This is a genomic window from Paenibacillus sp. 1182, assembly GCF_017833915.1.
GTDB lineage: Bacteria > Bacillota > Bacilli > Paenibacillales > Paenibacillaceae > Paenibacillus > Paenibacillus polymyxa_D.
On the sequence record NZ_JAFICR010000011.1, the window covers coordinates 128,050 to 153,671 of the forward strand.

Below are 25,622 nucleotides of genomic sequence, written 5' to 3' on the forward strand. Positions count from 1 at the left end.
GTGATTTTAGAGCAAATATACCTTATTCTTGTTTGGTGTTGAGTGGTTTGAGATTAGCCTCAATCGAAGCACGGCGCGACTCCAAAAATGGAGGCAGTGATAGGGATTCGCCCAGAAACTCCAATTCCTCATCGGTGTCAAACCCCGGTCCATCGGTAGCCAATTCAAACAGAATGCCGTTCGGCTCACGGAAGTACAAGGAACGGAAATAAAAGCGATCTACAAAACCAGAGTTGGAAATCTGCAGCTGCCCAATACGGTCTACCCATTGTTTGAGCTCTTCCTCGGTTTCAACACGGAAAGCTACATGGTGCACACTGCCGCGTCCTGGTCGCTCTTGTGGCAGATCGTTGCGCTCTTCCAGATGCACCTCAGTTCCTGTACCGCCTTCACCCGTTTCATAGATGACCACATCCGCTTGTCCAGCAACAGGGGAAGGATAGGAGCCCTTTTTACGGAAGCCCATAACCTGTTCAAGGATGAGAATAGTATTCTCCGCTTTGGGAATGGTCAGATGAACCGGCCCAAGTCCTACAATGCCGTATTCGGCAGGGACAGGGCTTTTCTCCCAAGGCGTGCCGCCGCGCATTCCGTGATCATGCTCATCTGAAACGAGGAAGAAGCGTTGTCCTTCAAAATCCTCAAACGAAAGTGCCAGGCGCCCCGCTTGATCCGTAATTTCGCCATGTTTTACATCCAGCTGCTCGAAGCGGTTTTTCCAGTAATCCAGTGCCTTGTCATTTGGTACCCGTAGGGAGAGAGCTGAAATGCTGTTATTTCCTGTACGAGTTTGTCCCGCATGTGGAATTTCAAAGAAAGTGACTTCTGTACCCGCAGTTCCACGCTCATCTCCGTAAAAAAGGTGATACACACTAACATCATCTTGGTTCACCGTTTTCTTGATCAACCGAAGTCCCATTACCTGAGTGTAAAAATCAACATTTTTAGCCGCTGCTGCTGTAATCGCCGAAACGTGATGCAATCCTAATAGTTTCATGTCATTATCCTCCTTGGTTTTTATATGATTAGGTTTTTCTAAACAAAATAAACAGTCGAAAAACTTTTCTTTATATTTATTATCTTGATATTAAGATATATTATTTTTGATTGTTTGTCAACTTAAATTATGACTTTGCTTGGAAGATCGGACAAAACTAGAATTTCGAAATAATGCAAAAGCAGATACAATAAAGCCCAATAAGGCCCAATATAGATAGAACGAATTTTATTATAAAAGGAGTGTACTCAATGTATACGGATAAGGATTTAACGATTAGGCCTGTTACAGAAGAAGACCTGCCGGCTCTTTGGACGTTAACTTTTAAGGAAGAAGCACCGGAATGGAAGCAGTGGGATGCACCTTATTATGAACATAAGCCACTTTCTTTTGAGGAGTATTTAAAAGAGAAGGAAAAGCGAATCGGGCAAGATGACTTTTGGATCATTGAAGTGGAGGGTAAGGTCATTGGATCGGTTAGCTACTATTGGGAGCATCAGCCTTCCCAATGGCTTGAAATGGGGATAGGTATCTTTGATTCGCGGTATTGGAGCGGTGGGTACGGTACGAGGGTGCTTCGACTGTGGATCACGCATTTGTTTAATACATTACCTCTAGTAAGAGTGGGCTTTACAACCTGGTCAGGAAACCATCGGATGATGAAGGTTGGGGAGAAACTGGGCATGACCCTCGAAGCCAGGCTTCGCAAGTGCAGATATTATGATGGAGAGTATTATGATTCGATCCGAATGGGGCTTTTACGGGAAGAGTGGCGGGGATAGTTGTTCTGCAAATAAGAACCTTTCTAAGCATAAAAAGATGATCTCTGAATGGATCAGAAGTCATCTTTTTTGACGCGCATGGGTATTTTGCTTTCTTATTGTTAGGTGTATCTACTCTGATCCTCGAAGTCGCTCTACAATACTTTGTTTGTTGTTCATAGAATAGACTGCTGCTGGAATAAGTATCCCAAGCAATAACAGTAAAGGCAATGAGACTAGAAGTGGCCAAATTATAAAGTGATAGCTTAAAAGCCATAGCAAGCTGCAAAACGGTTTCACAATCAAAAGAGAAAATAAGACTGCCAATAGAATAGAGGTTAGGCTAGTAGCCCCAACATAATATAACCCTTCATAAATTAGCATTCCTCGCAGCTGCCGTTTGGTCATGCCTATGCTCTGCAGCATAGCAAATTCTTTGCGTCGGGTCAGTATGCTGGTTAAAATCGCATTAATAAAGTTCAGGATACCAATCAGGCCAATAATCAAGCTGAGCAGGCCGCCGATCATTATAACAGTAGTTTGCATACCTGATAAAGCATCTCTGGATGTAATTTTAGATTCATAGCTCATCATTGGTTCAATTGTTTCAGTGTATCGCTTCAAAAAACTCTGCATGGATGCTTCCTGAATTGAAGATACATTAAAGGCATAGCTCATTACCGCAGGCTGCTTTACAAGTGATTTGTATATATTCGCCGGGAGGTAGAAGCTATAACTCTGAAAGCGATCCGAATTGGAATATTTGATACCCACATGGCCAAGTACTGTAAACTTTTGCGTTATATACTCTCTATCCGGTGGAGCATCTGATGTACTCACATAACTATGCAAAGTAACGTTTTCTCCTACTTTATGATGAGTGGATTTCATGTAGGGCTTATCGTTGTCATCCAGTTCGACGCCTTCCAGGATATACTTACCGGAAGCTAGTTTCTTAAAATCAAGCTCACCATCAATCAATTGCAGCCGATGTAGCGGTAGCTCTTCAAGACCATACACTTCTATAAGGAAGTTGCCGCGAGCATCAGTGTTCTGGGTTTCATCCGTGATTCCTTTTGTATTCTCAGCAGTGAGAACCGTTGGACTACCGTACAATCGACCGCCTTCTTCAAAGCCTGGTTGTGCCTGTACAGCCTTAATAAAACTTTCAGTGGTTTCATTTTCATGCCCACTAAAACTGCTCGGGACCTGGAAATATCCAGCATGGGCAATGAGAAAATCGGTATCATTAAATTTGGATAAAAATTTATCCATATCAAAACTCTGAGACAGCGTGAAAACTGTATTTAGAAGCACCAAGCTTAAAGAAAGACTAATCACCACTAAAATAGTGCGTTTTTTATTACGCCCCAGGTTGGAACGAGCCATGAGGTGGATTTTTGCACCTCCGGTTGATTTTTTCAGCTTACCATTGTTCTTGTTTGCCCCACTTGTGTATCTGACTGCTTCTATCGGTGATACGGATGATGCAACTCTGCCTGGCTTGAAAGTGCTGATCATTACGGTAATGAGCGCGAACAAAGCAGATCCGATAAAAATCCATGGGTTGGGAGATACCGATATCACGGTACCGTTAAAATTACTCATATTTATAATAAAAGGCACGAGCGATTTACCAATAAAAAAACCTGCAATCAATCCAATCGGGATTCCTAGAACTGATAGAATCAGCGCTTGTCTGCGGATGATCCTGCGAATTTGTTTACTGCTTGTACCGATCGTCTTTAAAAGACCATAAAAACGGATATCTCGAATTACCGATATTTGGAATATATTATAGATGATCAAATAACCAGTAAATATGATCAGTAACAGGGCAGAAGTCAACGCTATGATGGTCTCTGTATCTAGACTAAAATTGGTTGAGATGTATGCCCAATTTACATTACTCGCGATATAGTTCGGTGCATCTTCGTCAAGCGAATATCCACTTTCGGTAATCACTTTATTGAGCTTTCCTCGCAAATCAAAACTATTGTCGAACATCATATATGCACAAATGACTCCTGTATAGAAGTGATCCTTTTTATAGGTGCTTTGTAATTCCTTGGCATGAGCATCGACATAGGCTTTAGAAGCGAATATTTGCCCTACCTTAACTACAGGATCACTTTTCCACCAGCCAGAGAGGACAAAATCACGCTGTACTTCTTTACCTCGTATGTTAAGCTTTATTCTCAAAGGTGCTCCAATCTTCAGTGGAACATCCAATAGCTGCAACGTCTTGGAGTCTGCAATCACTTCATTTTCTGCGACAGGCTTGTGCCCCTCTTTAAGCTCAATAAAACCGAGCTTCATCCCTACATCATCGTAATACCAGAACTCTGTACGGCGTTTTAGGAAGTTGTCGTTTTTAACTCCGTCGCTTAATATACGGTTATAAGCGATTTCCTTGATCAATGGATGATCCTTGACATGATTAAATTCATCATCCGTTATATATTTGAGTACGGCATGTCCATCTCCACCGACCTGTCGCATAGTTGCCCGTTGTAAGTTTTCTATAGCGCCAATCCCCATAGTGAACAGTGTTGTAAATAGCAATGAGGTTAGTGCTATGGCAACAATAGCAAAGAGGTTACGGGCTTTATTTACTTTGAAGCTCTTCTCTGATAAATTACGGATTACTTTTTTGTTCTTTACCTTGATCATTTTGTATCACCGCCGACAATTTTACCGTCCTCAATACGGATGATACGATCCGCCATTTGCGCAATTTCCTCGTTGTGGGTGATCATCACTATCGTTTGGCGGAACTGCTGGCTGGATACTTTGATCAATCCCATCACATCCAGACTGGTTTTACTGTCCAGATTTCCGGTGGGTTCATCTGCCAAGATAATGGCGGGCTTGGCTGCCAGTGCTCTGGCAATGGCTACACGTTGCTGTTGTCCACCGGAAAGATTGTTTGGCAGATTATTCATTTTATGGTCAAGGCCCAAGGTATGTACAATTTTATCTACGTGGGTTTTGTCGGGTTCTTTACCGTCCAGTTCAATAGGAAGCACAATATTTTCGTAGACATTCAAGACAGGTACCAGGTTGTAATTTTGAAACACGAAGCCAATCTTTCGTCTGCGAAAAATAGTCAATTCTTCGTCTTTCAGTGAAGAAATATCCTTACCATCAATCGTAACGTTTCCACTGGTTGGGCGATCAAGTCCACCCAGCATATGGAGAAGGGTGGATTTGCCGCTCCCGGACGTACCGACAATAGCGACAAATTCTCCGCTTTCCACCTCTAGATTCACGCCGTCTAAGGCATGAACAGCGGTATCCCCATCACCGTAATTTTTCTTTAATGCCTGAGTTTTTAATAAAGTCATTTTGTTTCCCTCCAAGAAATAGTCTGTATCTCCTTGCTATACTATACAGACCGTATCATAATAATCTTTCAACAATCTTTCTGAAATCTAACAATGTTGAAAGAATAACCTGCCTATGGAAAGAAAAATGGAAAAGGTGAGCTACCCCGGCGTGAACATATCTTGATGTAACCACCTTCTACCATGAGCTCTTTTTCTTGCTAAAAATAGTCCAATGCCAACACCCTCCTACGAATTAGCGGTATGGGAGCGATAGTAGCGCGTGAAGATTTTACCATATTCCTCTTCCACAATGCCTATGCCATTATCGGTAATATCAATTCGGCAAAAAATCGTACGCATCACTTTAATGTTCATGTGTCCGGCAGTTTCTGTGTATTTGATCCCTTTAGCAATGCATGTATAAGGAAATGAAGTTTTTCGGCTTGTGTGGATAGAGCTTTTATACAAGAGGAGTATCCTCCAGCAAATCATATTCGCTAAGCAGTTGTGAGTAAAGGAGGATGTAGCAATGCCATTCGCGTTTTCATTAGAGTCCCGTTGCCAGGAGGGATACGGATCAGCGAAATAGATTTGTACATCATGAGTGGCTTCCAAATTTGAATAGCAGGCAAACTCTTTACCGCGGTCAGCGGTTACCGTTTGGAATGCAGCAGTAGGGTACGGGGAAGCAGCTATACCAAACGCAATCTCCATGGATAACGCCGTGCGATCCGGCATCTGAATGGTGGTGTACAAGCGGGTTTTGCGTTCCACAAATGTGGCCACACAGCCTTACTTTCTCCACGGACTGAAACGACGGTGTCCAGTTCCTAATGACCGAACGTTTCCCGAGACCGTACCTCTTTTGGACGCTGGGAGATGGGCTTGCCTTTGTGTCGCAGGACGGTAAGTAGGCCTTTCACCAAAAGGTCTATATATAGCCAGCGATAGATGGTTTTAAAGCATACGATAATGACCCAGCCAAAAGTTTTAACCAGGTCATTTTCTTTACAGGGGGATTTATTCTTCTGTTCGCAGTCGTTCTACGATAGTTTTCCTGTCGCTCAGAGAATAAATAGCGAGAGGAAGACAGATCCCAAGAGCGAGCAGAACAGGCAGCACGAGGATCAGCGGCCAGATAATAAATTTATAACTCATAAACCATATTTGACTACTCAAGGGTCTCGCAATCAGGACGGAAAATAGGCTTCCTAATAAGATGGAGCATATGCTGGTGCCGAGCACATAGTACATCCCCTCATAAACAAGCATTGTTTTTAATTGTTTGTTGGTCATGCCGATACTTTGTAGTATAGCAAATTCTTGATGGCGGGTCAGAATACTAGTTAGAAGCGCGTTTGCAAAATTAATAATGCCAATCACCCCAATAATAATACTGAGCGTACCGCCGATCATCAAAATTGTTTTTTGCATACCTGAAAGCTCGGCAATTGAGGTGAATTTGGATTTATAATGCATCGTGGGCTCCTTTATTTCGGTATAGTTCTTTAAGAAGCTCTCCATCGTTTTTTCTTTACTATCGGATACATTAAAGGCATAACTCATCACCACAGGCTTCTTCACAAGCGTTTTGTAGATATCCGCCGGGAGATAGAAGTCAGTATAACTAGCAACGGCTACACCAGAATTGGATGATTTTACGCCAACATGACCAAGCACTGTGAATTCATGGCTAGTATACTCCTGGGCATTTGCTGTGTCCATATAGTTATGAAGAGTAACCTTTTCACCTACTTTGTATACGGATAGTTCCATTTCAGGATGATCGTAATTGTCTAACCTGATTCCTTCCAAAATATACTTTCCTGAAGCTAGCTTGCCATAATCAAGCTCACCATCAATTAATTGTAGTCGGTGAAGGGGGAGATCTTCAAGCCCATACACTGGTGCAGATAAGTTGCCGCGAGCGTCAGGAGTGACGATTTCCCCGTACAGCTTCTTCCCCTCTTTGTTCTCTTTATACTCGACAGTGAATAAATTGCCGCCACTGTACAATCGTCCACCTTCTTCAAAACCGGGTTGTGCCTGAACGGCCTGAATATAGCTTTCTGTCGTTGCATTGTCAGGGCCCGTGAAATGTTCTTGAAAATAATCAGCATGTGCAATCAGAAAGTCAGTGTCATGACTTTTAGACACATACTTATTCATATCCAGACTTTGGGATAATGTAAAAGTAGTATTCAGTAGCACTAGACCTAGAGAAAGGCTAAGCAGCACCAAAATAGTCCGCTTCTTATTGCGGCCTAAGTTGGTTCGAGCCATCAGCGGCATTTTAGCACCGTTAGTAGATTTTTTTAGTTTTTTCTTATCCTTTTTGGTAGTTCCGTCTACGTATCTTACTGCCTCGATCGGAGACACAGTCGCCGCAATTCTACTAGGCTTATATGCACTGATCATAACTGTCATGACTGCAAACAAAGCGGAGCCGATAAAAATCCATGGGCTGGGGGATGTAGTTACCTCAGCATTTGCGTGCATAGAAGTGTTCATAAGCAGCAGAGGGATAAGCGATCTGCCGACTAAAAAACCTGCGAGCAAGCCGATAGGAACCCCGATCAAGGAAAGAAATAATGCCTGTCTGCGGATAATTCTGCTGATTTGCCTGCTGGTTGTGCCAATGGTTTTTAGAAGACCGTAGAAACGAATATCACGCATCACCGAGATTTGGAAAATATTATAGATGATCAAGTAGCCAGTAAGCATGATCAGTAACAGACCAGTGGCTAGGGGGAAGACGGCTTCAGGGTTCGAACTGAAAGTGTTGGAAAGATACGCCCAGTTCACAGAACTTGCAATGTAGTTCGGTGCATTTTTGTCAAGGGAATAACCGCTTTCTGTAATCACTTTATTAAGATTTTCCCGCATATTCGAGCTGTTACCGAACATGATAGTTGCATTGATGGTTCCGGTCATATCATGATCCTGCTTATATGTGTAGCGTAATTCTTCGGCATGTGCATCCACATAAGCTTTAGAAGCATAAATTTGACCTCTGTCTATCATGGCGGCGGGGTCACTCTTCCACCAGCCGGAGAGGATAAATTCACGCTGTACCATTTTGCCGTGAACCTCAAGCTTCAAGGACAATGTGGCGCCCTCTTTCAGGGGAGTACCCAGTAACTGTAGGGTCTTCGAGTCCGCGATAACCTCATTTTCCGCCACTGGCTTGTGGCCTTTTTCTAGCTCAATCAATCCTAGCTTCAGCCCTACATCGTCATGATACCAGAACTCCGCATGGCGCTTTAAAAATTGCTCGTTCGTCACCTTTTCACTTAACAGGCGGCTATACGCTATCTCTTTAATAAGAGTGTGGTCTTTGATGTGATTAAATTCCTCATCGTTGATATATTTGAGATAACCCTGCCCTGCCCCACCAGCCTGTCGCATCGTTGCCTGTTGGAAGCTATCCATCGTGCCAAGCCCCATAGTAAATAGAGATGTAAATAACAAAGTGGTTAAGGCAATAGCGATAATCGCAATAATATTGCGGATTTTATTCGCTTTAAAACTTTTATCTGATAAATTACGAACCGCCTTACTGTTTTTTACTTTGATCATCGGGTCGCACCACCTACTATTTTACCGTCCTCAATGCGGATGATCCGATCTGCCATCTGCGCGATTTCTTCGTTGTGGGTAATCATTACCATCGTTTGGGCGAACTGCTGGCTGGATACCTTAATCAATCCCATTACATCCAAACTGGTTTTACTGTCCAGATTTCCGGTGGGTTCATCTGCCAAGATAATGGCGGGCTTGGCTGCCAGTGCTCTGGCAATAGCTACACGTTGCTGTTGTCCACCGGAAAGATTGTTTGGCAGATCATTCATTTTATGGTCAAGGCCCAAGGTATGTACAATTTTATCTACGTGGGCTTTGTCTGGTTCTTTACCGTCCAGTTCAATAGGAAGCACAATATTTTCGTAGACATTCAAGACAGGCACCAGGTTGTAATTTTGAAAAACAAAGCCAATCTTTCGTCTGCGAAAAATAGTCAATTCTTCGTCTTTTAGTGTAGAAATATCCTTGCCGTCAATCGTAACGTTTCCACTTGTCGGACGATCAAGTCCACCCAGCATATGGAGAAGGGTAGATTTTCCGCTCCCGGACGTACCGATAATAGCGACAAATTCTCCGCTTTCCACCTCCAGATTCACGTCGTCTAAGGCATGAACAGCAGTATCTCCGTTCCCGTAATGCTTCCTTAATGCCTGAGTTTTCAATAGGCCCATATACATTCTCCTCCACAAAAAAATGTCTGTATCGTAGTCATCTACAGTACAGACACTAACACACTAATCTTTCTACAATCTTTCTGAAATCTAACGGTATTGAAAGAATTAAGTATCCATAGAAAGAAAAATAGAGAAGGTAGAACCACGGCCGTAGTGTGACCGTACTTTGATGTACCCACCCTCCGCAGCGATGATTTCTCTAGCTAAAAACAGTCCAATCCCGACACCCTCCTGCAAGTTAACAGTAGGGGAGCGATAGAAGCGGGTAAAGATCTTCCCTTGTTCTTCTTCTGCAATGCCTATGCCGCTATCAGTAATATCAATTCGACAAAACAATTCGTATGCCATCACTTTTATATCCATGCTTCCGCCTGTCTCTGTATATTTTATAGCGTTATCCATAATGTTATAGACAGCTTCACTGGTCCACTTTAGGTCAAAATAAGCATGAATAACGGTGTCCTCCCTAATAACTGAAATCCCTTTGGCATCTGCTTTTGGCGTTATTTGCTCCAGTGCAGCATCAAGGAGCTTATGAACAGATTCTTGCCTTGGCGCTACCGTGATAATCCCCGTTTCAAGCCGCGATGTTTTCAACAATGCCTGGATTAGGAAATTAAGCTTTTCGGCCTGTGTTGATAGAGCTTTCACACAAGTGGAGGTATCCTGTGATAGTTCGTATTCGCTAAGTAGTTGGGAATAAAGCAGGATGTTGGCCAATGGTGTTTTCGTTTGGTGTGAAATATCGGAAATCAGCTCATTTATTTTATTCTTTTCAGCAAGCAGATTTTTGGAGGACACGGAACAAATGGAAAGAAATCTCACGAATTTAGCTTCTATTGAAGAAAGAACGGATTCATCAAAGACATCCTCTGAGAAGCTGCCATTTATCGCGGCATCCAGCATGTTCTCAATGGTTTTCATTGTTTTATGGATGCTCCTGCGATACAGCATAATAGCACCCACAGCGGTGCATACAGCAACAACGGCAATTCCAATACATATATATAGGAGTGTTGTCATTTCAACGCCCATGTGTAGCCCAGCCCATAAACCGTTTTAATATATTGTGGGGAAGAAGGATGATCCTCGAGCTTGTCACGTAGCCTTTTTATCGTAACCGACAAGGCATTTTCACCTACATATTCAGCCCCGTCAGTCCAGATGCTGTCTATTAAATGATCACGCGAAACGGTATTTCCTCGATTGTTGATTAGGATGCGCAACAATTTTTGCTCCGTTTTACTTAGTTCAATAGGTGTACCATTTTTAATAAATTCCATTCTCTCGAATGAAAAAGAAAAATTGTCTAGCTGAGTGGAGTCTGCAAGCGAGTATCTGGATTTCTTTAGCTGAACGCCAACTCTTGCTCTCAGTACCATAAGACTGAAGGGTTTGGTGATATAGTCGTCAGCACCCAGCTCAAAACCAGTGACGACATCTGTTTCCATATCATTCGCAGTCAGAACGATGACGGGTATAGTTGTTTTTTTTCGTATATCTGTTAAAAGATCAAGCCCGTTTCCATCTGGTAAATTAATATCAAGAATGACTAAATCAAAAGCAGTGATGTTCAATTGTTCTTTTGCAGCAGCAATGTCATACGTTTGTGTAAATACGTTGTTAGGTTCTTTAAGAGCAAGAACAATACCGTTACTCAAGGCGATATCGTCCTCGACGATTAGTATGTGATTCATCATTCTCCTCCTGTTTTTTTGGTCTATCAAATTAATGAAACCCGAATTCCAAGAACTGCTTACAGTAAAAATGGAAAAGAGGGCCCCAAAATCTTCCACCTCTATTTTACAGGATATTGCTCTTATTTGCTCATTCGCTCTTTAGACTATTCAGGTTTTGCTAACACCTTTCTTGATATGGTTTATTCATTGCAAAAAAATTTGACAGATACAATATCACTGATATAATTTATGCTAGTTGATTTTGATAATCATTATCATTATTGGAGGGGAGGACAGGGCCGAAGCTTGGTGCAGGTTATTGGACAGGCTCCCTTAGTTAGAGATGAAATTGCGTTATTTAATACTGGCTTTTCTAGTACTGGCCTTCGCCTCGGTTTTTATTGGTGTTCATGATGTAACTCCACTTGATGTGTTCCACTTAACCAACGATCAGGCGCAGGTACTCCTGATTAGCAGATTCCCACGTTTGATCAGTATCATTATCGCAGGGGCGAGTATGAGTATCTGTGGATTGATCATGCAGCAGCTTACCCGGAACCGATTTGTTTCTCCCACCACTGCAGGGACGATGGATGCGGCACGATTGGGTGTGCTGATGGCCATTATGGTGTTTGGAGCGGCAGGATTTTGGACGAAGATGCTGACGGCTTTTGGATTTGCTTTAGGGGGAACGCTGATTTTTATGAAGATACTGGATAAAATCCGTTTCAAGGACCCGGTGTTTATCCCGCTTGTCGGTCTGATGTTTGGGGGCATTTTAAATTCGGTAACGACTTTTTTTGCCTACAAATATAACCTGATTCAGGGCATTTCTTCGTGGATGCAGGGAGATTTTTCTCTCATTATGAGTGGTCGCTATGAGATGCTGTATCTTAGTGTTCCTTTGGTCGCGTTGGCGTACATATATGCGAATCGTTTTACAATTGCAGGCATGGGTGAGGATTTTGCAGCCAATTTGGGAGTTCATTACAAGCGTACCGTCAATGTCGGGTTAGTGATCGTGGCTTTGGTTTCCTCTGTTGTCATCTTAACGGTCGGGACGATTCCCTTTTTGGGGCTAGTTGTACCCAATCTCGTCAGCATGTATATGGGGGATAATTTGAAAAAAAGTCTGGCCCATACAGCGATCCTGGGCGCCGTTTTTGTGCTGTTTTGCGACATTTTGGGACGGGTCATCATTTATCCGTATGAAATTTCTGTAGGACTTACGGTGGGTGTGATCGGGAGCGCGTTGTTCTTGTATTTGCTGCTGAGGAGAAGGGCTTATGAATCCTAAATTAAAAATCGGCATATTAGCCGCTGCCGCGCTTGTGTTGATTGCTGCTTTCGTGTTTATAGATCTTCCGCATACCTGGCATTACGCGCTGCCACGACGATTGAAAAAGATCGCAGCTTTCATTCTGACAGGTGGCTCCATTGCTTTTGCAACCGTTATTTTCCAGACGGTTACGAATAATAAGATTTTGACTCCGGGTATTATCGGCCTGGATTCACTGTACATGCTGATTCAGACGACGATTATTTTTGCATTTGGCTCCGTCCCGTTGATTTCGACCAGCAAAGAATTAAACTTCTTGCTGTCGGTGGGGCTGATGGTGCTGTTCGCAGGACTGCTATACAAATTAATTTTCCGCAAAGATGGACGTGGGATTTATGTGCTTTTGCTGATTGGTCTGGTGTTCGGCACACTATTCAACAGTCTGTCTACCTTTATGGAGGTACTGATTGATCCAAACGAATTTGCGAAAATCCAGGACAAGAGCTTTGCCAGCTTTAGTAATGTAAACACCGAACTGTTATGGCTTTCTGTATTCGTGCTTGTGCTCGTATTTGCTTATGCGTGGAGATTCATTAAGTATCTGGACGTGCTGTCGCTCGGACGAGAGCATGCGATTAATTTAGGTCTCCCTTATGGTTTTATTATCAAAAGGCTGCTAATTATCGTAGCGATTCTCATTTCCATTTCTACAGCGCTTGTCGGGCCGATTACGTTTCTCGGATTAATTGTGGCCAATGTGGCTTATCAGGTGATGAAAACCTATCAGCATCGTTATATTATTCCGGCCTCTATCTGTGTCAGTGTTATTGCGTTGGCAGGATGCCAACTGCTGGCAGAAAGAGTATTCGACTTATCGACAACAGTCAGCGTCATTATTAACTTTATCGGGGGGGTGTACTTCCTGTACCTTTTGCTGCGGGAGAATAAGTCATGGTAGAAGTCAAAAACGTATCCAAACGCTACGGGAATAAAAATGTGGTGGATCAGGTATCCGTCACTGTACCTAAAGGAACGATTACCTCCTTTATTGGACCTAACGGCGCTGGAAAAAGCACCTTGTTGTCGATGATCAGTCGCCTGACTGACAGTGATGAGGGAGAAATCCTCATTGACGGGCAAGCCGTGAGCCTGACGAAAAGTGAGGAGCTAGCCCGGAAGATATCGATTTTAAAACAGACGAATGATGTCAATATTCGCTTAACCGTGAAGGAACTAGTCAGTTTCGGTCGTTTTCCGTATTCCAAGGGCAGATTGAACAGCGAGGATCGCAAAATGGTGGAGCAGTCTATGGCTTACATGGGACTGGAGGATATGAAAGATAAGCATATTGATTTGCTTAGTGGGGGACAGCGACAACGGGCTTTTATTGCCATGATTTTGGCTCAGGACACAGAATACATCCTGCTGGATGAGCCGCTGAACAATCTGGATATGAAGCATTCGGTTCAGATTATGAAGACGTTGCGTGGTTTGGTGGATGATCTCGGCAAAACGATTCTAGTCGTGCTGCACGACATTAACTTTGCCTCCTGCTATTCAGACTATATTGTAGGGATGAAGGATGGCAGGTTGCTAAAACAAGGAACGGCTGACGAGATGATTGATAGTCAGGTATTAAAGGACTTGTACGATATGGATATTCCGATTCAACAGATTGGTGACCATAAAATTTGCGTTTATTTCACTTAGGGGGAATGTTAAATGAAGAAAAATATGATGTTTTTAACGCTGATGCTTGCATTGGTACTGATCGTGTCGGCTTGTGGTAAAGCGGCTCCGGTAACACCGGAAGCGACAGGTGAGGGCTCCTCGACTGCAACCACTGAATCCAAAACCATCTCGGTCAAACATGCACTCGATGAAAACCCGGTTCAAGTCAAAGTTAACCCCAAAAATGTTGTTGTATTTGATTTTGGTTCACTGGATACGTTGGACAAGCTGGGCGTAGACGTTGCGGCGGTAGCGCAGCAGGATCTTCCTACGTATTTGAGCAAATATAAAGATTCCAAATATGCAAGTGCAGGTACGCTGTTTGAACCGGATTATGAGAAAATCAGTGATCTCTCTCCTGAACTGATCATCATCGGTGGCAGACAAGCGGATGCCTATAAAGAGTTGAGCAAAATTGCACCTACTATTTCGATGGCTGTAGACACCAAGGATTACATCAATTCCTTTAAAAAGAACGTGGAAACGTTGGGGCAAATCTTCAACAAAGAGGATGCTGCCAAGCAGGAACTGGCTGCGATTGATAGCTCCATCAAGGGCGTACATGACAAGGCTGTAGCGAGCAAAGCTAAAGGACTGATCGTGCTGACAAATGAAGGAAGCCTGAGCGCATATGGCTCACAATCCCGTTTCGGTATCATTCATGATGCTTTTGGCGTAACCCCTGTAGATCCTGGCATTAAAGTATCCACGCATGGACAAAAAGTTTCTTTTGAATATGTACAGCAAAAAAATCCGGATTATATTTTTGTCGTTGACCGTGGAGCAGTGGTGGTCGAAGAAGGCAAGGAGCAGGTTACAGGTAAACAAACCATGGAGAATGAACTGGTGAAGAAAACCAATGCATTTAAAAACGGTCATATTGTATACCTTGATCCTAACTACTGGTACCTGTCAGGTAACGGTCTGGAATCTGTATCTGAAATGATCAAGGAAATAGATGCTGCATTGTAATGCATACATTTACATCATGGGGGACTGTGTAGGATGAAAGGTCATGTAGATGAAATTTCATTAGATGGGTATCTTGTGCACGTCTATACACCTCCCGTCTCCGTGAATCATAATGAGCTGTATCCGGTGCTGTATGTGCAGGATGGTAGCTCTTTATTTCTAAGCGGATTAGATGAGCTGGAAAGAGGTTTTTCTACGGGGGAGCTGCCCCGTGTGGTGCTGGTGGGTATTCAGCCCGTAAATCGGCTGGATGATTATACGCCTTGGAAGGCAGCTGCTTTAGTAGAAGGAAGACCTGCTTTTGGTGGTGGTGGAGATGCCTATCTGGCGTTTGTGGTTACAAAAGTAATGCCATACGTCGAGGCAAAATATCCAGTGCATACTGGAACGGAGCATACGGGCATTATCGGCGCCTCATTGGGCGGATTAATTTCCATGTATGCCGCCTTCCAGTATAAGGACGTATTCGGACGCGTCGGTTCCATCTCAGGCTCGTATTGGTATCCGGGTATGATTGATTATATGCAATCTGCATCATGTGCAACTGTGAGGGATGGGACACAGCGCTTTTATATATCTGTCGGGACCCGTGAAGGTGAAGGGAAGACGAATGTACAAAAAGATATGGTTCCGCTCACCCTCCAGGCACACGAGTTGCTGCGGACACAGGGACTGGATGCAAAAGATGTGCTTCTTGAGCTGGATCAGGATGCGGTACATCGTGTGGATTGTTTTCAGCGTCAATTTCCTAAGGCCGTTCAATGGCTATTCGGATAGTACGAATTAATTACGAATTAATTACGAGTCGTATACAACAACCTCAAAGGATTGGAGAGCGTGGAGTCTCTATGCCTTTGGGGTTGTTTTTTTGTATAATAGAATCAATTTCATAATACCTTCAGTAGCTTTAATAAAGAGTACATATAGATCAAAATGGTTTAATTTGTCTATATGAAGTATACATTTCGTTAGTTTAATCATTTATGAAATTGATTCAATAGAGAAATATTGAAAATTTAAAGTTATACGTTATTGGAAGTGAGGGGAGCATAAATGAAAAGAAACCGCCTAGGATCATCAGATTTGCTGGTAGGTGAGATTGGCCTGGGATGTATGTCGGTCGGTACGGAGGAGCAGCAAGCTGTTTACTTGATTCATGAAGCGTTGGATAAAGGCGTAAATCTGTTGGATACGGCTGATTTGTACCAGCATGGACGCAATGAAGAAATTGTGGGGGCAGCGATCCGTGGACGGCGGCAGGATGTTATCCTGGCGACCAAGGTTGGGAACCGGCGCATACCAGGGCAGGAGGGCTGGGAATGGGACCCGTCCAAGAAATATATCCTGTCAGCCGTGAAAGAAAGTCTCCGCCGCCTGGGAACGGACTATATCGACCTGTATCAGCTGCACGGAGGGACGATTGACGATCCGATCGACGAAACCATTGAGGCTTTCGAGCAACTGCAGCGGGAGGGCGTCATCCGTTATTATGGTATTTCCTCCATTCGCCCGCACGTCATCCGTGAATATGTGGAACGATCGAATATCGTTAGTGTTATGAATCAGTATAGTTTACTGGACCGACGTGCAGAGGAAGAGGTACTGTCTTTGCTTCAGGAGCGGGGAATCAGCGTGATTGCACGTGGACCCGTAGCGAGCGGTGTATTGGCTGATAAGGGGGAAGAAAAGGCAGCGAAGGGATACCTAGACTACGAAGAAGCAGAGCTGCTGGACGTGCGTAAGCAATTAAAGGTATTTGCAGGGGCGGATCGTAGTATGGGTCAGACAGCGATCCGTTATAGCCTTTCACATCCGACTGTCGCTGCTGTGATCCCGGGTGCAAGCTCTTTGGGACAATTGGAGCATAATATTTCTGCTGCGGATATTGCACCGCTAACTCAACAAGAGCGGCAGGCGCTACAGCAAATTAGCCGAGCCAATCGTTATGATACGCAATACCGCTGATCCGGGCAATGATGGGACAAGTGTCAAACATGTACCCATCCCAGTTGCAATTTATAAAAGAACCATTACAATATAAGAATAAGCTTCCGTTTATATAATTCCATATGTGAATATGGAGATGTTTTGTAAATACAACCTAGGAGGGACTAACGAATGGAACGCATCGAATCTCAGCAGCAATATCAGGATTTAATTAACGGTGACGGTCTGACCGTCGTGAAATTTGATACAACCTGGTGTCCGGATTGCAAGACACTGGATAAATTTATGGACGGCATTATTGAAGAAAACGCGGATAAGCGTTTCTTTGCGCTTGATGCGGAGAAATTCCAGCCGATTGCCGACGAAAATCAAGTGCGCGGCATTCCGAGTCTGCTCGTGTTCCGAAATGGCGAAAAAATTGCTCATTTGCACAGCAAATACGCTAAAACGCCAGCTCAAATCTCGGAATATTTGACTACGCTGGAATCCAAACAATAATCAGAACGCATGATAGGGATCGTTCAGTACGATCTATCCTTTCTGCAAAATAGTAAAAGGGATATCCAAGGCTGATCATTCAGATCCTATGGATATCCCTTTTTAGTTATTGGTTATTGGTACCAAACAATAGCTTATAAAATAATGAAAAAGAACACAGCCGCCAGCACGAAGCGGTAAATGGCGAACGTAGTCAGGCTCAAGCGTTTGAGCAGACCGAGGAATGTTTTGATCGCCAGCATCCCGACGATAAAGGAAGTAATAAAGCCTGCTGCGAACACCGGAAAATCACTCATAGACAGATGATCCATACTTTTAATCATATCAATACCCGATGCACCCAGCATGACCGGAACCGATACGAGGAATGTAAATTCCGCGGCTGCCGTATGACTTACACGTGCGAATAGGCCCCCAGACATGGTTGAGCCTGAACGGGAGAAGCCTGGCCATAGAGCTAGGACTTGGAACAGACCGATGGTAAAAGCCTGTTTGTACGTGATCTCATCCAACGTATGTGATCTAATGGGCGGATGAAATTTCTCGGCCGCAATCATCAACAGGCCTCCGATGACTAAACTATAGAGAACCGTTTCAGGACCAAACAGGTATTGCTTAATTACATCACGGAACAGTACGCCAATTAGCCCAGCTGGGATCATGGCTAAAATAATATGTAACAGGTTTAGACGTGGCTGACTCGAGATTTTGCGTCTGAAATCAAACAGGCTCAGGAATCTGCGCCAGTATAATACGACGACTGCCAGCACAGCACCTAATTGCACGATAACCTCAAACGTTTTGACCGTATCATTCTCTGTGTTTAATCCTAGAAGATCAGCCGTGAGGATCATGTGACCCGTCGAAGAGACCGGCAAAAACTCTGTCAGCCCTTCAATAATTCCCATAATAATAGAAGATAAAATATCCACTTTACTAGCTCCTCCTTACACGCGTGCAGGGCAAACGACCTAAGCCGTTTGCCCTGGAGATATGTCATTTCAGTAGGAGTGAACACAAGTGTCAAGTGCAAAGATAAACGCTCAGGTCACACGGTTCATTCCCGGGAAGAAGTGTCCGATTCTGCTTCCAATTCAGATGCGGGGGATGTGTAGTGTAAAATAATCTCCACCCGACGAATACGATTTTTACCCATTTCACGAATGATAAATTTCACATCTTCTTCTATGAATTCCTTGCCCTGTCTAGGTTCCGGAACCCGGCTATACACCCACCCTCCGACAGTATCCACGTCTTCATCGTCCAATGTCAAGCCAGTCAGATCACTCAGATCGGAAAGCATCACTTTACCATCCATCAAATAACTGTTCTCCGTCAGTTTCTCGATTTCCTTCCGTTCATCCTTATCAAATTCGTCCCGAATTTCGCCAACAATCTCCTCCAAAATGTCCTCGATGGTAATGAGACCGGAGGTTCCACCGTATTCATCGACCAGGAGAGCGATATGAACCTGCTCCTTCTGCATACGTTTCAGCAGTGTGTTGACGGGGATAACTTCCGGAACGGTCAAGATCGGTTGAATCAGGCTGTCGAAAACAAGCTCGGGATTGCGATCATACTCAAGGAATAGCTGTTTGGTATTAATCATACCAATGATCTGATCCTTGCTATCTGTCGCCACCGGAAAACGGGTATACTGCTCTTCGTGAATAGTCAGCATGTTTTCTTTTAGCGAGCGATTCGTAAACAAGCATACCATATCTGTACGTGGCACCATAATTTCTTTGGCAACGGTCTCGTCAAAAGCAAAGATACGATTTACGTAGCCATATTCGGTGTTATTGATCTTACCACTTTCCACGCTTTCGGACAAAATGATCTGAATTTCTTCCTGAGAGTGCGCTTCTTCATGCTCACTAGCCGGTTGAAGACCAAACAGACGAACCAGACGATTGGCCGAGCCGTTAAGGAGCCAAATAAACGGATACATAATCCGGTTAAACCAAACGATGACTGGAGAGGTTAACAAACTGACAGCTTCCGCTTTGCGGATCGCCAATGTTTTGGGAGCCAGTTCGCCGATCACCACGTGCAGGTAAGTTACAATGACGAATGAAATAATAAAGGCCAGGATATGTGAAAAATCCCCATTGATGTTGAGCTGTTGAAAGAGAGGCTCCAGCAATTTGACTACGGTCGGTTCACCGAGCCAGCCGAGTCCCAACGCTGTAATCGTAATACCAAGCTGACAGGCGGACAGGTAGCCGTCCAGATTATTGACGACCTTTTGTAGCGCCAGTGCGTTTTTACGGTTCTCCACAACCAGCTGATCGACCCGGCTGGAACGGATTTTAATAATCGCAAACTCGGTAGCCACGAAGAAAGCACTAAATAAAATCAACACCGCAAACAAAAATAGACTGACACCTATACCCATATAATTTTCACTCATCCCTTTTTCGTTCAATTTTTTTAAGGAACTCCATTTTAAGTTCACTTGAACTTATTTTAAGAACTTAAAAGAAAATATACAAGGTTCATATGGAATCGTAGCAGGTCGCCTACCTCCAATTTACACAGAAAATAAGGCATAATAGAACCCGCACGTCTCATTGCTTCACTTTACAAGCCTAGTTTGAGGGCGTATGATGAGTTCAAATGAACTTGAAATGTAATAAAGGGAGGAAAGCAGATGGAGTCTTTTACCCTTACTCGTCGTGATATGGCCCATTTGCTGCTGGCCATGGAAGGTCGCCGCGAATTGCAGCCTTTGGCCGTTCTGCAGGACGCCTGGAGGCGCACTCATAGCCATCTCGCCCGCTCCGGGAGCGCGATGCCGACATTTTTATACACCGATGTGACACCTGTGCTAGATAAAATCATCAAGGGTAAGCACAGCGCAGCCTTTTCGCTGCAAGAGATTGTTTCCCTGGGACAACTAGTCGAGTACAGCCATGTGTCACTAGCATCTATGCAAAATTGGGTCAAACGCGACTTCAAGGAATTTCTCGGCGCTCCGAAGATCGGCAAAAAATACTCGGTCAACCAGGCAGCTATATTGCTCATTGTAGAAGATTTAAAATCATGTCTTGATTTTGAATCCATTCGTCAGCTATTTCATATCCTGTTCCAACAGCCCGAAGATGATACGGACGATCTGATTCAGCCGGTCGATTTGTACGCTGCCTACTCAACTTTGTTTGAGGAGCTGGATGCGAACGGAGACCAACTGCTCGATGTTGCTGGTGCAGGCTATGTAAAGGATAACGGAGATTCCGTTACAGTACAGCAGCGTCAGGAAGGTGCGACAGAGGAGTTGCTGGTTCAGGCGGCTGATCAATACACCAGTCGTTTACAGCATTTGACCCCTAACCAGTGTGAAGCAGTGCGTAATACTTTGCTGGTGGCAGCAGTAGCGGTGCAAAATAGTTATTTTTTGTCCATGGCACGTCGGTATGTGAATGCGACGTTGTTTCTGGACTTCCAAGGGTAAATAAGGATTGGCACTAGAAGCCAATCCTATTTTTTTACTCTTTTTAGAGGATTGTCTACCCTTTTGGAGACTGAAAAAGTATACAAAAGAGGTATATACACTAAAACGCTGTCAAAGATACAATAAACATATATAATCCAGCAATTGGAAAAACTTTGAATATCTCTTCCAAAGCATCTGGATACACACACAGGAGGTAATGGCATGTCCGATGTCTCCATCATCATTTGTACCCGCAACCGGATCGAAGACCTGACACGCTGTATACAATCTATTGCAGTACAGCAGCAATTGGAGCATACGGCTGTAGAACTGCTGATTGTTGATGACGGCGATATTTCCGACCAACAGATCGAGCAGTACCGTCACATGGTATCCGGATTGCCTCAAAGCGTTTTGAAATATTATAAAAAAAGTCGTCCCGGCGTTTGGTTATCTCGCTATGAGGCCTTGTCCCTTGTGCGGTATGATATTGTGCTGTATTTTGACGACGATGCAGAACTGGACGATAAACTCTATATCCGGCGCTTGCTCGATACCTATGATCAGGATAAAACGATTGTGGGTGTTGGAGGGATTGCAAAGGGATTACATTCGAGCCGGGCAGGAAAGCTGCTGGGCGTTTTGACATTTCAGATGTCTTCATCCCTCGGCAAGCTCTCGCCTAGTAGTCTGGCAGGTTCTTTGCTGCGATGGGGCGAAGCAACAGAGGTTTTCGATACAGAATTTTTCCATGGCTGCAATATGTCATTTCGGAGGGATGCGCTTCGGGACATGAAGCCGTATCCGTGGATGACCAGTTATGCCGTGGCTGATGATTTGTACATGTGCCAGTTAGCGAGCCGTTACGGCAAATTGGTTATCAATCCTGACTTAACCATTATTCATCATGAATCTCCAAGCTCGCGCGATAAGGCGGGCAAAGTAGCCAAGGCTACAGCGATTAACCACTATTATTTTCTTGCTTTGAAAAAGGCTGGAGTGATTCAGTATGGAGCCCTTTTATGGACCTTATCCTACTTGATGCTCAAAGAAACGCTGCGTCGCAATTTTAATGCCGCAGATGGATACAAGCAGGGGGTGTTGTTCATTCTGAACCCGCGCAAGCAAAAATATAACGAATATTTAGGCCCGGCGGTTCAGTAATCTGTTTTTTTACACATTGACAGGATAAAGGGGGAGTATGATGTTAAGCTTGTCCATTGCTCTGTGCACCCGAAATCGGGTTGACGATCTGACCCGATGCATCAATTCAATTGCCATTGGGGGAGCACCGGAGGCATGTGAAACCGAGCTATGGATTATTGACGACGGAGAACTGCCGAAGCATGTGCTGGAACGCTATGAGCGTCAGTTGGGCGGAGCGGGAATTACCTACCGATATCATCGTAAGGAGCAGCCGGGATTATGGTTATCTCGTGTAAAGACAGCTGAACTTGCGCAGGGTGACATTATTTTGTTCCTTGACGATGATGTTGAGTTGCCGAGCAACTATTTAAATGAGTTGATGCGTACCTATGAGGTTTACCCGCAGGCTGCTGGTGTCGGCGGTATTGCACAGGGAATGAGTAACAGCTTCATGGGAACGATTCGATGCTTGCTGTCATTCCAGCAGTCTTTGTCCAAAGGGAGGTTGTCCCTCAGCGGTCAGTCCGGCTCGATGTATAACTGGCATAAGGCCAAGAAGACGTTTAGAACCCAGTTTTTTCATGGCTGTAATATGTCATTTCGCCGTGAGGCGATTCGCAGTCTAGAGCCGGTACCTTGGTTGCAAAGCTATAGCGTAGGCGAGGATCTGTTACTTTCGCGCATCGCAATGAAAAGCGGCCCATTGTACATTAACCCGGCGCTTACGCTGCTTCATCACGAATCGCCGTCCTCACGCGACAATATGGAGCAGGTTACTTATATGCGGGTGATGAATCATATTCATTTACTGCGTGATGAGGGATCTGGGCCGATTGGTTATGCAGCGCTATACTGGACGACGTTGTATCAGATTTTGAGAGAAAAGCCCAAGAAAAATCATACTGCCATTCAAGGCTATAGAAGAGCGTTGAAAGCGATCTTTTCAAGTCCAAAGGATCTTGTTGGCGGGGGGCAGTTGCCTGAACGCAATTCCAAAAAAACGGTAGGCTGATGGAGGTGCGTCAAAAGACGCGATGCGAGCATAGAGACGAGAGGCTTAATAAGGAACAGGAGTTGGACGTAACATGAGCACATGGACAGCAGCAAGGAAAGTATTCACGGGTGACAGTCTCGCCAAAACGATCATGCGCACGAGCTTTAACAATTTTTTTGTGCTAATCGTTACGACCCTGACTTCCATCCTGACCGCACGTATGCTCGGAGTAGAGGGGAAAGGAGAACTGGCGGCAGTTCTGTTCTGGCCTACGCTGATCGGCAGTGTGTTGAGCTTCGGGTTACCAACGTCGTTAATTTATAACATCAAGAAGAAAACAGGCACGACGGAAGAATTGCTGGCGTTGTCGCTCTGGATTCAGTTGCCTGCCAGCTTGTTGGCAGGAGCGGTGGCCTGGATATGCATGCCGCTGTGGCTGAATGGTTATGGTGCGGACATCATCCAACTGTCCCAGCTTTATTGTGCGGCAGCCATACCGCTGGCAGTGCTTACAGCGCTGACGACAGCATTGTCGCAAGGGCTGGATCGATTTAGCGTATATAACGGCCTGTTGTTTTACTACCCACTACTGAATTTCATCGGTCTGGTGACACTGTGGCTGATGGGCTTGCTCAATGTGCAACTGGCTGGAGCAGTGAATTTTGCCGCGAGTTTCCTTGCACTAGTGTGGGCGTTCCTCCGTTTGCGCAAGTATATGAATTTGCGTACTTTCCGCCCATTTACCAGCCGCCAAGTGCTTCGTCCTTATTATAGCTATGGAGCGAGGGTTTACGGGATGGAGTTGATGGGGACGCTGTCCACACAAACGGACAAAATCGTTATTGTGGCACTGCTATCACCCAAAGCGTTCGGCCTGTACTCTGTCGTCTACGCCTTGTCTCGTGTGTTCAATGTAGTGCAAAATGCCGTCACTAACGTTACCTTTCCAAAGGTTACGGGAATGGAGCACAGCAAGATTGTCGAAACGGTAGGACGTGCTTTTCGCATCTCTATGGCTGCGATGCTAATCGTCATTGTGCCTGCTCTCTTCATTGGACGATACATGCTGGGTTTGCTGTACGGCCCCGCTTTTCTGGAAGCATCGCTAACGTTCTACCTGCTGTCACTGGAATGTATCATTGGTGGCGGCTCATGGATTCTGGCTTCGGCCTTTAACGCGCTGGGGCGTCCGGGACTGGTATTGTTCCGGCAAATTGTAGCCTATGCGATCACCGTCGGTCTGTTTTTTATTTGTACACCGATCTTCGGTCTGGATGGCATTGCGATTGCTTTGCTTGTAGGCGCTTGTGTTCGGTTGGCGTTCTCACTGTTCTCGTTCCCCATGTTTTTCAATGTTCCGCTATCACGGATCATTTTTGATAAAAGTGATATTACATTCGTCATTCAGACAATACAAAAGAAGCGCAGGAAGGGAGAACTGAAAGATGCCGAATTTGCATCCCATGGCTAAACTGAAAAACAAGCTGAGCGTCATTCTCGACGTAGTCCCCCAAGGTTCGAACATCATTTATGTCGACTATCCCGTCTATAATAACGGTGGGGATGTACTCATCATGAAAGGCACTGAGGCGTTCTTCAAGGATAATGGCATCCGTGTCCGTGCCCGTTATAGCGCCATGGATATTCCCGATCAGCTTCAAATCCCGGGTGACTGGATTATCGTGTGTCACGGCGGCGGCAACTTCGGCGATCTCTATTCAAATCACCAAAATTTGCGGGAACGCATCGTTCGCGATTTCCCTAACCACCGAATTGTGATTATGCCGCAAACGATCCACTTTCAATCTGAACAGAAGGCTAATGAGGTCGCTGCCCTGTTTAATGCTCACCCGGATCTACATATGTTTGTGCGGGATACTCGCTCTTATCAGTGGGCTAAGGACAAGCTGAACCAGTGCAGTATCACACTATGTCCTGATATGGCTCACCAGCTCTGGCCATTGAAGCCGACTACGGAAACCGTGAAGGACGTACTGTACTTCCTGCGTACGGATATTGAAACGGTGGGGGGCCAAAAAAAATTCGATGACGAGGCTGATGCCTCACACCGTCTGGACTGGGATACTTTATTCACTCCGCTGGAAGTGAAGGGGATCGTCTATTTCCAAAAGTTTTACCGACTGAATAAGAAAATCGGCGGCCCGTTGCCTACCCGTACATTCTGGTACAAGTACACCGACCATCTCATGAACAAGGCGGTTACGCTGTTCAGTTCTTATCGCGAGGTTCGCACTTCACGGCTACACGGTCACATTCTGGCCTGCCTGCTTGATATGCCGCACGTTGTCATTGACAATTCCTACGGCAAGAACTCGCAATATTATAATACCTGGACACACCCGAATCCAAAGGCGAAGCTGTTTAGTGAAGCTCCAAGTGCGTTGGAGCAGCCATCTTAATAGTAAGAAAAATTATTTTCAAAAGCCTCCTGATCATTGAAATGATTTAGGAGGCTTTTATATAGAGACAAAATCATTTAATGTGATAAATAATAATGGCAGTGTATATTTAATGACTTAATCTAAAAGAGTAGGACGCCCCCGTAGAGGTCTTTATTGCGCCAATTTCCCCCCCCA

At 44.6% G+C, this 25,622-nt stretch carries 22 protein-coding genes and 1 pseudogene; 13 read left to right on the plus strand and 10 right to left on the minus strand.

The annotated features are described in order from the left end of the window. Positions 1–22 precede the first annotated feature (22 nt). Entirely contained in the window at positions 23–997 is a 975-nt protein-coding gene (locus JOD82_RS21085; RefSeq protein ID WP_209949888.1) for a ring-cleaving dioxygenase, read from the minus strand. Positions 998–1,248: 251 nt separating this feature from the next. Here JOD82_RS21085 and JOD82_RS21090 point away from each other — a divergent pair, with 251 nt between their 5' ends. Beyond that, the gene (locus JOD82_RS21090; protein WP_029519285.1) at positions 1,249–1,779 is read left to right on the plus strand and encodes a GNAT family N-acetyltransferase; all 531 of its coding nucleotides are present in this window, start codon (positions 1,249–1,251) and stop codon (positions 1,777–1,779) included. A gap of 111 nt (positions 1,780–1,890) precedes the next feature. Here the strand turns inward: JOD82_RS21090 and JOD82_RS21095 are convergent, their stop codons facing one another. From JOD82_RS21095 to JOD82_RS21130, 7 genes and pseudogenes are all read right to left on the minus strand, one after another. Next, positions 1,891–4,431: an ABC transporter permease gene (locus JOD82_RS21095; RefSeq protein ID WP_209949889.1), complete on the minus strand. Its 2,541-nt coding sequence runs from the start codon at positions 4,429–4,431 to the stop codon at positions 1,891–1,893. After that, positions 4,428–5,105 (minus strand): ABC transporter ATP-binding protein, encoded by a 678-nt coding sequence (locus JOD82_RS21100; protein WP_165149490.1) that lies wholly within the window; start codon positions 5,103–5,105, stop codon positions 4,428–4,430. Before JOD82_RS21100 ends, JOD82_RS21095 begins: the two co-directional genes overlap by 4 nt. A gap of 495 nt (positions 5,106–5,600) precedes the next feature. Continuing rightward, positions 5,601–6,055: pseudogene (locus tag JOD82_RS21110) on the minus strand (IS30 family transposase); the annotation flags it as partial. Positions 6,056–6,107: 52 nt separating this feature from the next. Further along, complete coding sequence (locus tag JOD82_RS21115) at positions 6,108–8,666, minus strand: ABC transporter permease (RefSeq protein ID WP_209949890.1); 2,559 nt, start codon at positions 8,664–8,666, stop codon at positions 6,108–6,110. Then, a complete protein-coding gene (locus JOD82_RS21120) occupies positions 8,663–9,340 on the minus strand; it encodes an ABC transporter ATP-binding protein (RefSeq protein WP_165149486.1) in 678 nt (225 codons plus the stop codon). Before JOD82_RS21120 ends, JOD82_RS21115 begins: the two co-directional genes overlap by 4 nt. Positions 9,341–9,448: 108 nt before the next feature. Continuing rightward, positions 9,449–10,366, minus strand: coding sequence for a sensor histidine kinase (locus tag JOD82_RS21125; protein ID WP_209949909.1), 918 nt, complete (start codon positions 10,364–10,366; stop codon positions 9,449–9,451). Further along, positions 10,363–11,040 carry a response regulator transcription factor gene (locus tag JOD82_RS21130; RefSeq protein ID WP_209949891.1) on the minus strand — a complete coding sequence of 226 codons (678 nt, stop codon included), beginning with the start codon at positions 11,038–11,040 and terminating at the stop codon, positions 10,363–10,365. The genes JOD82_RS21125 and JOD82_RS21130 overlap by 4 nt, the downstream gene beginning before the upstream one ends. A 325-nt stretch (positions 11,041–11,365) precedes the next feature. Between JOD82_RS21130 and JOD82_RS21135 the strand changes: the two genes are divergently transcribed. The 7 genes from JOD82_RS21135 (at position 11,366) to JOD82_RS21165 (ending at position 17,449) form a co-directional block, all read left to right on the plus strand. Next, positions 11,366–12,319 (plus strand): ABC transporter permease, encoded by a 954-nt coding sequence (locus tag JOD82_RS21135; RefSeq protein WP_025721924.1) that lies wholly within the window; start codon positions 11,366–11,368, stop codon positions 12,317–12,319. Then, entirely contained in the window at positions 12,309–13,259 is a 951-nt protein-coding gene (locus tag JOD82_RS21140; protein WP_209949892.1) for an iron chelate uptake ABC transporter family permease subunit, read from the plus strand. The genes JOD82_RS21135 and JOD82_RS21140 overlap by 11 nt, the downstream gene beginning before the upstream one ends. Continuing rightward, positions 13,253–14,011, plus strand: coding sequence for an iron ABC transporter ATP-binding protein (locus JOD82_RS21145; protein ID WP_039273792.1), 759 nt, complete (start codon positions 13,253–13,255; stop codon positions 14,009–14,011). The genes JOD82_RS21140 and JOD82_RS21145 overlap by 7 nt, the downstream gene beginning before the upstream one ends. Positions 14,012–14,023: 12 nt before the next feature. Next, positions 14,024–15,004 (plus strand): siderophore ABC transporter substrate-binding protein, encoded by a 981-nt coding sequence (locus tag JOD82_RS21150; protein WP_209949893.1) that lies wholly within the window; start codon positions 14,024–14,026, stop codon positions 15,002–15,004. A gap of 33 nt (positions 15,005–15,037) precedes the next feature. After that, positions 15,038–15,781 (plus strand): alpha/beta hydrolase, encoded by a 744-nt coding sequence (locus tag JOD82_RS21155; protein WP_165149478.1) that lies wholly within the window; start codon positions 15,038–15,040, stop codon positions 15,779–15,781. A 276-nt stretch (positions 15,782–16,057) separates the two neighbouring features. After that, positions 16,058–16,969 (plus strand): aldo/keto reductase, encoded by a 912-nt coding sequence (locus JOD82_RS21160; RefSeq protein WP_069011651.1) that lies wholly within the window; start codon positions 16,058–16,060, stop codon positions 16,967–16,969. Between the two features lie 153 nt (positions 16,970–17,122). Then, positions 17,123–17,449, plus strand: coding sequence for a thioredoxin family protein (locus tag JOD82_RS21165; protein WP_025721930.1), 327 nt, complete (start codon positions 17,123–17,125; stop codon positions 17,447–17,449). Positions 17,450–17,583: 134 nt separating this feature from the next. On the opposite strand, the gene bacA is transcribed toward JOD82_RS21165, so the two are convergent. Further along, positions 17,584–18,381, minus strand: coding sequence for an undecaprenyl-diphosphate phosphatase (gene bacA / locus JOD82_RS21170; protein ID WP_029519259.1), 798 nt, complete (start codon positions 18,379–18,381; stop codon positions 17,584–17,586). Positions 18,382–18,506: 125 nt separating this feature from the next. Beyond that, positions 18,507–19,877 (minus strand): hemolysin family protein, encoded by a 1,371-nt coding sequence (locus tag JOD82_RS21175; RefSeq protein ID WP_029519258.1) that lies wholly within the window; start codon positions 19,875–19,877, stop codon positions 18,507–18,509. A 225-nt stretch (positions 19,878–20,102) separates the two neighbouring features. Here JOD82_RS21175 and JOD82_RS21180 point away from each other — a divergent pair, with 225 nt between their 5' ends. The 5 genes from JOD82_RS21180 (at position 20,103) to JOD82_RS21200 (ending at position 25,445) form a co-directional block, all read left to right on the plus strand. Continuing rightward, on the plus strand, positions 20,103–20,903 hold the full coding sequence (locus JOD82_RS21180) for a DUF1836 domain-containing protein (RefSeq protein WP_039273781.1): 801 nt from the start codon (positions 20,103–20,105) through the stop codon (positions 20,901–20,903). A 204-nt stretch (positions 20,904–21,107) separates the two neighbouring features. Beyond that, positions 21,108–22,049: a glycosyltransferase family 2 protein gene (locus JOD82_RS21185; protein WP_029519255.1), complete on the plus strand. Its 942-nt coding sequence runs from the start codon at positions 21,108–21,110 to the stop codon at positions 22,047–22,049. A gap of 40 nt (positions 22,050–22,089) precedes the next feature. Continuing rightward, positions 22,090–23,043: a glycosyltransferase family 2 protein gene (locus JOD82_RS21190; protein WP_165149472.1), complete on the plus strand. Its 954-nt coding sequence runs from the start codon at positions 22,090–22,092 to the stop codon at positions 23,041–23,043. A gap of 73 nt (positions 23,044–23,116) precedes the next feature. After that, positions 23,117–24,496 (plus strand): lipopolysaccharide biosynthesis protein, encoded by a 1,380-nt coding sequence (locus tag JOD82_RS21195; RefSeq protein WP_029519252.1) that lies wholly within the window; start codon positions 23,117–23,119, stop codon positions 24,494–24,496. Next, positions 24,471–25,445 (plus strand): polysaccharide pyruvyl transferase family protein, encoded by a 975-nt coding sequence (locus JOD82_RS21200; RefSeq protein WP_069011653.1) that lies wholly within the window; start codon positions 24,471–24,473, stop codon positions 25,443–25,445. Before JOD82_RS21195 ends, JOD82_RS21200 begins: the two co-directional genes overlap by 26 nt. The last annotated feature ends 177 nt before the right edge of the window (positions 25,446–25,622 follow it).